At 63.2% G+C, this 9356-nt stretch carries 9 protein-coding genes; 3 read left to right on the top strand and 6 right to left on the bottom strand.

All coding sequences use genetic code 11. The annotated features are described in order from the left end of the window. Positions 1–330, top strand: a 330-nt coding sequence (locus tag AC1Q61_RS30490; protein ID WP_492651381.1) for an HNH endonuclease signature motif containing protein, incomplete at its 5' end; no start/stop codon positions are given. A gap of 65 nt (positions 331–395) precedes the next feature. Here AC1Q61_RS30490 and AC1Q61_RS30485 read toward each other — a convergent pair. After that, positions 396–1103: a pyridoxamine 5'-phosphate oxidase family protein gene (locus tag AC1Q61_RS30485; RefSeq protein WP_007735513.1), complete on the bottom strand. Its 708-nt coding sequence runs from the start codon at positions 1101–1103 to the stop codon at positions 396–398. Between the two features lie 97 nt (positions 1104–1200). Between AC1Q61_RS30485 and pdxR the strand changes: the two genes are divergently transcribed. Both pdxR and AC1Q61_RS30475 read left to right on the top strand, forming a co-directional pair. Beyond that, on the top strand, positions 1201–2586 hold the full coding sequence (gene pdxR, locus AC1Q61_RS30480; RefSeq protein WP_125052430.1) for a MocR-like pyridoxine biosynthesis transcription factor PdxR: 1386 nt from the start codon (positions 1201–1203) through the stop codon (positions 2584–2586). 59 nt (positions 2587–2645) lie between these two features. Further along, on the top strand, positions 2646–4763 hold the full coding sequence (locus tag AC1Q61_RS30475) for an oxidoreductase (RefSeq protein WP_042922017.1): 2118 nt from the start codon (positions 2646–2648) through the stop codon (positions 4761–4763). Positions 4764–4770: 7 nt separating this feature from the next. Here the strand turns inward: AC1Q61_RS30475 and AC1Q61_RS30470 are convergent, their stop codons facing one another. The 5 genes from AC1Q61_RS30470 to AC1Q61_RS30450 all read right to left on the bottom strand — a co-directional run bounded on the left by AC1Q61_RS30470 (position 4771) and on the right by AC1Q61_RS30450 (position 9351). Further along, positions 4771–5829, bottom strand: a complete 1059-nt coding sequence (locus AC1Q61_RS30470; RefSeq protein WP_019746062.1) for an isopenicillin N synthase family dioxygenase — start codon at positions 5827–5829, stop codon at positions 4771–4773. 144 nt (positions 5830–5973) lie between these two features. Further along, positions 5974–7077, bottom strand: a complete 1104-nt coding sequence (locus AC1Q61_RS30465) for an inositol-3-phosphate synthase (RefSeq protein WP_003945979.1) — start codon at positions 7075–7077, stop codon at positions 5974–5976. After that, positions 7070–7633, bottom strand: a complete 564-nt coding sequence (locus tag AC1Q61_RS30460) for a PadR family transcriptional regulator (RefSeq protein ID WP_003946014.1) — start codon at positions 7631–7633, stop codon at positions 7070–7072. The genes AC1Q61_RS30465 and AC1Q61_RS30460 overlap by 8 nt, the downstream gene beginning before the upstream one ends. Positions 7634–7749: 116 nt before the next feature. Beyond that, positions 7750–8520, bottom strand: coding sequence for a DUF1707 SHOCT-like domain-containing protein (locus AC1Q61_RS30455; RefSeq protein ID WP_042922020.1), 771 nt, complete (start codon positions 8518–8520; stop codon positions 7750–7752). A gap of 9 nt (positions 8521–8529) precedes the next feature. Further along, the gene (locus tag AC1Q61_RS30450) at positions 8530–9351 is read right to left on the bottom strand and encodes a DUF1707 SHOCT-like domain-containing protein (RefSeq protein ID WP_042922022.1); all 822 of its coding nucleotides are present in this window, start codon (positions 9349–9351) and stop codon (positions 8530–8532) included. Positions 9352–9356 lie beyond the last annotated feature (5 nt).

Genomic DNA, 9356 nt, shown 5'->3' with positions numbered 1-9356 from the left:
GGTGTTCCGCTCGACTGCGGCAAGGAAGCGAGAACGGCGACTGTTCCGCAGCGGCGGGCGTTGGCGGTTCGGGATGGTGGGTGTGCGTTTCCGGGGTGCGGGACACCGTCGGGGTGGTGCGATGCCCATCATATTGTTCACTGGAACGATGGCGGCCCAACGGATCTCGACAATCTGATCTTGTTGTGCGGTCATCATCATCGGACACTGCACCACACCGAATGGCGGGTGGAGATCGAGCCGGATCGGAAGACAGTGTTCTATCCACCGATGTCGATCGACCCGTATCAACAGCCGATCGGCGGGAACAGCCCACCCACAGCAGCCTGAACGGGCGCAACTGAATACGTACACACCGGGGCTTAGCCATGCCCCGGTGTGTACGGCGTGTGCGGTCAGAGCATCGTCGAGATATGGTCCGGCAGCGCGACACCGGAGTCGAGATCCTCGGACGGGATCGGTTCACCGAAGTGCGTAGCTGCGGGAACTACTCCAGCCCAAACGGTTTCGATACCGATGTCGGCGGCATCGTCACCGGGGCCGCCGGTGCGAGCCTTGACGGAAGCCTCGTACAACGGCAGCGCAAGAACGATGGTTGCCACCATTTCCTTGCGCGTGTGATCCCGCAAGTGTTGGGAACGTCCGGGAACCACCTGGTCGACGATCAGATTCAAAGCCTTCACGCGTTCGTCGCCGTCGGTCACGACTCGAGGTGATCCGATGATGACGCCGCTGCGGTAGTTCATCGAGTGGTGGAAGCCCGACCGAGCCAACACGAGCCCGTCGAGGATCGTGATGGTGATGCAGATTTCGCTGTCGGGAGCCAAGCTCCGTGAAGCGACTGAACCGTGAACATAAATAGATCCGCCGCGGTCGGGGCCGTCGAGGTCGAACCCGTAGGCGGTGGGAAACACCATGGGAACTCCGCCGACGGTCACACCCATGTGGCACAGCTTCGCGGACTGCAAGACGTCGACGAGTGCCGCGCGTTCTGCGACGCCGTGGTGGCGGGCGCGCTTGTGCGTCGTACGTGCTGTTGGGGACAGCGGAACAGGTGCAGTGGGGGCAGGAGCAGGGGCAGCAAAGACAACGGAATCTGTCATGCAGACAATGCTGGTGGCAAAGTGGCTTCAAGTCATGGTCCAATCAGTGGAGACTTCGATAGGCCACTTCGATTTGCCACTTCCGGGAGGATTCCGAATGTTTCTGCCTTCGGCGGTAGCCGTCGTCCTCGACCGGACAGATCGGCGGGCGCTCCCGATCCAGATTGCCGACCACCTCAGAGCTGATATCCGCAGTGGTAAGGCGGCAGTGGGTCTGAGGTTACCCAGTTCCCGGAAGCTGGCGGCGGAACTTGAGGTGGCGCGGGGCGTCGTGGAACGGGCGTATGAGCAGTTGATCGCCGAGGGTTGGCTTGTCGCTGTGCACGGCTCAGGCACCTTCGTTGCCGAGGCGCCCTCCCCCATGGTCACTCCCACGACTACACCGAAGAATGCCGCCGACAAGATGTCGCCCAGGGTGCAGCTCCGGCCGGGCGTGCCGTGGACGCCGCCGCGTGCATCGGCAGCGTGGCGGCGGGCGTGGCGTGACGTCGGGTCCAAACCGCCACCTTTCGAGGATCCCGATCCTGCGGGTGACTACGAATTGCGTTCGGCACTATCGGAATTGCTGGCAAGAGCCCGCGGAATGTCGGTTGAACCCGAGAGAATCCTGATCACCTCAGGTGCCACGCATGGTCTCGGCCTCGCCCTGTCGGCTCTGCGTACCCGTGGTGCTGTTCTGGCGATGGAAGATCCCGGATACCGGTATGCGTCCTCGGCCGCTACAGCCTGTGGATGGTCGCTGCTCGACGTGCCCGTCGACGCTCATGGTCTCTGTGTCGACCAACTCGAAACTGCGTCGGAGAGCGTCCGTGGCGTGTATGTGACACCGTCCCATCAGTATCCGACGGGTGGGCTGCTTCCGGTAGGTCGGCGCAACCAGTTGATCGAGTTCGCCCGCGTCCGCGACGTCGTCCTGTTCGAGGACGACTACGACTCCGAATTCCGTTACGACGTAGCGCCTTTGCCTGCGCTTGCCCAGTTGGCTCCTGATCGGGTGGTGTATCTCGGAACAGTTGCAAAGACGCTCGGCGCCGGAATTCGATTGGGCTGGTTGGTAGCTCCCCTCGACCTGGTCGACCGCATAGCAGTACACCGCCAGCGAATCGGCGACTTCCCGTCGGTTCCGCTGCAGCAAGCACTCCTGTCCCTGCTCCGTGACGGCGAATGGGATCGAGCGGTGCGTACCGCCCGGCGCAGGTACCGGGAGCGTGATCGGGCGGTCGAGGAAGCGCTGTCATCGTTCGGTGAACTGCGGGGTCTCGGCGCCGGCATGCACACGACGCTCATGCTCGACGCGGATCTGGCAGCCACCGTCGCTCGCGAGGCACTTGAACACGGCGTCGAAGTGCCCACCCTGGTCGAGTCCACCCGAACGCACGGAGACCCCGGCGGATTGGTCATCGGCTACGGGCGAGTGGAATCCGCGGACCTCGAATATGCGCTCGAGGTGATAGCCGAGTGCCTCGCACGTCACTGCGCGTGAAGTCTCGTTGATCGGGAGTGCGGCAACGGATGGGCGTGGTCCAGTTCTAGCGTCTGCTCGTGACGATCCGAAGCCAGACCTTTCCGCACCTGCTCGCACCAGGCACCATCGGCCCGATGACCGTGCCCAATCGTGTGGTTCTCCCTGCGATGGACATGAACCTGTGTGAAGACGGGGAAATCGAAAAGGGCGACATCGACCACTTCGTGGCTCGTGCGGCTGGTGGAACGGGTCTGATCATCACCGGTTGCTGCGCTGTTGCGTATCCGCTGGGCTGCACCAGCCGCAAGGAACCGGGGCTTTCGGAAGACCGGTTCATCCCCGGTCTGAAGGCGTTGGCCGACGCAGTCCACGACGCGGGCAGCAAGCTCTGTGTGCAGATGACACACCACGGCAAGGTGGCGCGCATCGATACCCTCGACGGCCGACCGCAGTTGGTCCCGTCCACGCCGAAGCCGCCGGGTGACATGAGCGCGATGGCCGATTGCACGCCAGAAGAACTGGGCAAGATGGCTGCCATCAACGAGGGCAAGAGGGCTACGTACCACGAGGCAACCAAGGAAGATCTTGATTGGCTGGTTCGCATGTTCGCCGAGGCTGCCGGACGGGTGAAGGCGGCGGGCGGCGACGCCGTCGAGATTCACTGTGCCCACAACTACGTCCTCGGAGCGTTCCTGAGTCGGTACACGAATCAGCGCAGCGACGAGTACGGAGGTTCCATGGAGAACCGTGCTCGCCTCGCTTGTGAGGTCATTCGGGCGGTCAAGGAGGAGGTCGGTGGTGCGCTCGCCGTCATCGTGCGTCTGGCCGGTCAAGAGTACGGCGAAACCGACGGGCTGACGGTCGACGAGGCTGCTGCGGCCGCGAAGATGTTCGAAGAGGCCGGCGCTGACGCCATTCACGTCACCGGTACCGCGCTGAATGCTTTTGCCAACTTCACCGACGGCCCCCTGCCCGACAAGGTCGGCTACTACACCGACAATGCAACGCGAATCAAGCAGGCGATATCGATCCCCGTGATCACGGTCGGACGTATGCTCCCCGAGGTCGGCGAGAAGATGATCGCGGAAGGTCGCACGGACTTCGCCGCAATGGGCCGCCAGCTCCTGGCCGATCCACAGTTGGTGAACAAACTCAAAGACGGTGCACCCGAGCGGGTTCGGCCTTGCATCAATTGCTACGTCTGCGTGCAGGAGAACTTCTGGGACGAGACGCCGCTGTGCGCTGTCAATCCCGCGCTCGGCAACGAAGCGCTTCTCCCCTTCGTCCGGACCAGCACTCCGAAACGCATTGTTGTGGTCGGAGCGGGCCCCGGTGGTCTCGAGACGGCCCGCGTGGCCGCTGAACGTGGGCACCGAGTCACGGTGTTGGACAAGTCCGATCGCCTCGGTGGCACCCTGTGGTTCTCGAGCCTCACTACCCCGGACAACGGGCGTCTGCTCAGCTGGTTGAAAGTGGAAATCGAGCGTCTCGGTGTCGATGTTCGACTGAAGACCGAAGCCTCGGTTGCCTTGATCCGGGCACTGAACCCCGACGCCGTAGTCGTGGCCACCGGTGCGGTTCGTGAGCGGCCTAGCGTTCCGGGCGGCGACTTGCCGCACGTGCACACCGGTGATTCGTTGCGCGCGTTGATGACCGGAGCTGGAGACGTCTCACAGGTACCGCCGTTCCTGCGGACGATGGCCAAGTTGGGCAAGCTGTCCGGTATCACCAAGAGCCCCGCGGCGATCCGAGCTGTGACCCGCAAGTTCCTGCCCATGGGTAAGGACGTTGTCGTGATCGGTGGTTCGCTTGTCGGACTCGAGCTTGCAGAGTTCCTGGCCGAGCGAGGTCGCACTGTGACGCTGATCGAAGAAGGCCAGCAGTTGGGCATTCCGATGGCGATGCCGCGCCGCTGGACGGCTGTGCGCCACGCCAAGCATGTCGGTGTGGACATTCACCGCAATTCAACGGTGCAGCGCATCACCAAGGAGCACGTCGAATTCCGTTCCGGTGACAAGACACTGACCGCTCCGGCCGACATGGTTGTCGTCGCCTCGGGAGTGTCGGCGCAGGCGCCACTGGCCGATTCTCTGATCGGCGTCGTCTCCGACGTGCACGTGGTCGGTGACGCGGTGAACGTCGACTACATCGAGGGCGCGATGCACACGGCGTGGAAAGTCGCGATGGATCTGTAGTTCAGCGTCAGGTAGCGCTTTGTGCCGCAACGATGTCCGGCCACCAGCGGGCCGCGACATCGGGGTGCGCACGTAGTCGACTCTTGAGGGCGTTCGCCCCGTAGGAATCGTGGATCGGGTTGTTCGCGTCCACGGTGACGCCGGTGGCGCGCGCCGCGAGCTCGGGCGGTAGGTCGAACTCCGGGATCTGTGCTGCGTAGTTCGGGTTGAAGAAGAACGGCACCGAGATACGTTCACCGTCGCCCTCGGGTGAAACTACCCGGTGCACAGTCGCTTTCAAGTAGCCGCCGGTAGCGACCTCGAGCAGTTCGCCGATGTTGACCACCAGCGCCCCGTCGATCGGCGGCGCGTCGATCCAGTCGCCGTCGTGCTCGACCTGCAGACCGCCTTTGCCCGGTTCGACATAGAGCAGAGTCAGCACACCCGCGTCCTTGTGTCCGCCGACGCCCTGGGAGCCGGCACCTTTCGGGCGGCCCGGGTAACGCACCACCTTGATGAGGATCGACGGATCGTGAGCGAACGCGTCGTCGAAGATGTTCGCATCCTGGCCCAGGGCTACCGCCCATTCGCGTAAGAGGCTCAATGCGATCGAGGTGAGTGTGTCGTTCCACTCGGTGATGACGTCGCGAAGTTCGGGAAGGGCGTCTGGCCACTGGTTGGGGCCCTGCAGAATCTCCCAGGCCGGTGAGGTGTCGGTGCGCTCGGCCGCGGGCTGTTCGGCGCCGATGTCGATCTGCTCGCGCCAGTCCTGCTTGCCTTCGGTCAGTTCGCCGCCGAGCCGGGTGTACCCACGGAAGTGCGGGCTGCGGACGTTCTCGATCGCGAGCTTCTCGGCAGTCGGCAGCGCGAAGAACTCGCGGGCGACGGCGAGGAGGCGGCGCTGCAGTTCGTCGGGAATTCCGTGGCCGACCAGGTAGAAGAATCCGACCTCGTGGGTGGCCTCGCGGAGCTGAGTGCGGAACTGCTCGGCGGTGTCGGGGTTCTGCGCAAGCGACAGATCGAGCACTGGCAGCGACGTAATCGACATGGGGTCCTCGATCCGTGTGATGGTTCTGATGTCCATCATTCCACGCTGAGCGGCACCCGGACCCGCACGGCAATTCGGCAGCCGCAGGCGTGATTACCCGCGCGGATGCGGAAACACCCTGCGGATAACAGAATCGGGGCCTTGCGCCATTGGCGCAAGACCCCGAATCAGCGTGAACCTAAATCAGGCCTCGTCGGCTCCGATGATGAAGGCTTCGAGCTCGATGCGAGCCTTGTCGTCGGCCATCTGGACCGGCGGGGACTTCATCAGGTAAGCGGAAGCCGGGTAAACCGGTCCACCGATGCCGCGGTCCTTGGCGATCTTGGCTGCGCGGACGGCGTCGATGATGATGCCGGCAGAGTTGGGCGAATCCCAGACCTCGAGCTTGTACTCCAGGTTCAGGGGAGCGTCACCGAAGGCGCGGCCTTCGAGGCGGACGTATGCCCACTTGCGGTCGTCGAGCCACTCCACGTAGTCCGAGGGACCGATGTGGACGTTGCGGTCGTGAACCTTGCCGGCAAGTGCGCCGGTCAGGTTGGACGTCACGGCCTGGGTCTTGGAAACCTTCTTCGACTCCAGGCGATCACGCTCGAGCATGTTCTTGAAGTCCATGTTTCCGCCGACGTTGAGCTGGTAGGTGCGGTCCAGCACGACGCCGCGGTCTTCGAACAGCTTCGCCATCACGCGGTGGGTGATGGTGGCGCCGACCTGGCTCTTGATGTCGTCACCGACGATCGGGACGCCGGCGTCCTTGAACTTGGCAGCCCACTCCGGGTCGGAAGCGATGAAGACGGGCAGAGCGTTGACGAATGCCACGCCTGCGTCGATCGCGCACTGTGCGTAGAACTTGTCAGCGTCGTCGGAACCGACGGGCAGGTAGGAGACGAGGACGTCGACCTGAGCGTCCTTGAGTGCCTTGACGACGTCGACGGGCTCGGCGTCGGACAGCTCGATGGTCTCGGCGTAGTACTTGCCGATGCCGTCGAGGGTCGGGCCACGCTGAACGGGAACGTCCAGGGGCGGGACGTCGGCGATCTTGATGGTGTTGTTCTCGCTCGCGAGGATCGCCTCGGAGAGGTCGAAGCCGACCTTCTTGGCGTCGACGTCGAACGCAGCGACGAACTGCACGTCGCGGACGTGGTACTTACCGAACTTGACGTGCATGAGGCCGGGGACCGTCTGGGTCTCGTCGGCATCCTTGTAGTAGTGGACGCCCTGAACCAGGGACGAGGCGCAGTTACCCACGCCCACAATGGCTACGCGCACCGCGGTGCTGTTCTCACCCATGGTCGGGTTCTCCTTCTTTCCGGGATGTTCCTGTTGTCGATTGCTCGGCTGCGATCAATTCGTTGAGCCAACGCACTTCGCGTTCACTCGATTCGAGTCCGAGCTGATGGAGCTGACGGGTATAGCGGTCCAGCGATCCGCTGGCCCGACCGACGGCCTCGCGGAGCCCCTCACGGCGCTCCTCGACCTGGCGTCGCCTGCCTTCGAGGATCCGCATCCGCGCTTCTGCGGGGGTGCGGCTGAAGAAGGCGAGGTGAACGCCGAAACCGTCGTCGGTGTAGTTCTGCGGCCCGGTGTCGGCGACCAGTTCGGTGAACCGTTGCCGACCTTCCGGAGTGAGCTGGTAGACGCGACGCGCCCGACGCTTGAGCGTGCCGGTGGCAGTGTCGACGTCTTCTGAGATCAATCCGTCGGCTTGCATGCGCCGCAGTGCCGGGTACAGCGATCCGTACGAGAACGCGCGGAATGCGCCGAGCAGACCAGTGAGCCGCTTACGCAGCTCGTATCCGTGCATCGGTGACTCGAGGAGCAGCCCGAGGATTGCGAGTTCGAGCAACTGACAAACCTCCCGAGTCGTTGAACCTAACCGCTTGATGCGATAACCAACTATATCGCGCCGATATATAAAACCACACTGCGGCCCGATACGTGTACCAAGGTGTCACGGCTAGATCAGGGGGTGAACGGGTAGATCGACATGATTTCCCCGTCGAGGCCAGCGGTCAGGTACCCGCTCTCGTCGAGGTCGTTGCCGACGTGAATCTGGATGGTCGGAACATTTTCGGTGCTGTCGACAGAGACGTACCGAGTGGTCGGATTTTGCACCGACGTCGTTGTTCCGGCGCCGTCGAGCAGGGCGATCACGATGCGAGGATCGAGCTGTCTGACGTCGATCTGTGTCACGTCGGGTTCGCGTGATCCTCCTGAAGTCGTGTCCTCGAGGTCGCCTCGGTAGTAGCTGTCCAGGCTCTTGCGCGGCGCGGCAGGATCGGCGCGCGTTACGCGTGCATAAGTGGGATAGATGGTCATCTCGTCGACCAGTCCGCTGCCGTACTCCGTTTCGATGGCATGGAACATCGCCCCCAGGCCGTCGACGGTGTGTAACTGTGGCTCGGGGCTCGAGAAGATCGTGACGTCGGACGCGGCGTATTTGATTCCGAAACCGACAGCCGAGACCAGTGACAGCGCGATGATCACAAGGGCGATCCAACGCGTGTCGAGCGAAGGTTCTTTCCGAAGAATGGGTAGGGACGCCTCGGTCTGCAGATCGGACGTCAAATCTTCGAGATCGCCGAGAGTGACTGCCACCGCGGCGAGTTCGGTCAATTCGTCGTGCTCGGTCGCCGTGAGTTGTCCGTCGGCGAAGGCGGAGTCCAGCACTGCGCAGGTAGCCTCGCGATCGGCATTGCGAGCGCGGGTGGTCCTGGTCAGATCGTTCGGCATGTCCGGGGCCTATCGAGGAGTGAAGGGAGACAAGCGGATCGGGCGGCCATCCGGGGTCAAATCCATTGAGCCGCTCGCGCCGAGGTTGTTGCTGGCGTAGATGGAGATGCGTGGATCGTCGCTCGACGAACTCATGCTGATGTGTGTGATCTCGGCGTCGGGGACGTTGAGATTTGCGGACACTCCTGCCAGATATCCGGCGAGTTTGTCGATGTCGACGGCAGCGAGGTCGAAGGTGACGGTGCTGGCTGCTCGAGTCGACGTGCTGTCGCGTGGTGTGAAACCGCCTCGAAAGTCGATGTCTTCCTCCAGGTTCGGCGAGACAGCGGCGGCGCGAGTGACGCTTGCATAGCCGTCGTAGAAGTTGGCGGAATCGATTATCGTCGTGCCGTACTTGGCGCTGTATCTGGTGATGAATTCCCCGATCCCGCTTGCGGTGACCGTGTTCAACGTCGAACTCACAATGGGGGCAAGCGGTTCGACGTTTTCGGCTGCCGCCGGTGGAGGCGGTGGGGGTGAAGGGTCGGCGGACAAGGTGAGGTACCCGATCAGGCCGGCGAAGATAGTCGATGCGGCTGCGAGGTACCAGATCTTGTCGATACGGCGAACTTTGGCGACGGCGTTGCGCAGCGTTGCTTTCTGCAGATCGCGGACCAGCAGATCGAGCTGTCCGAGCGTGGTCGCGGTCATGGCCGCAGCCGTCCGGTTCGCGTGCTCGTCGACCGTGATCTGGCCGTCGGACAGAGCCGTATCGAGAACGGCGCAGGTATCGGAACGGTCGACGTCGCGCGCACGGGTGCGCGTAGAGGTAGTAGTCGGGGACCCACTCACCGGCT

The organism is Rhodococcus sp. MPR-R1B, from assembly GCF_058793255.1.
Note: the sequence above shows the minus strand (reverse complement) of the source record. Positions and strands in the feature narration are given on the sequence as shown.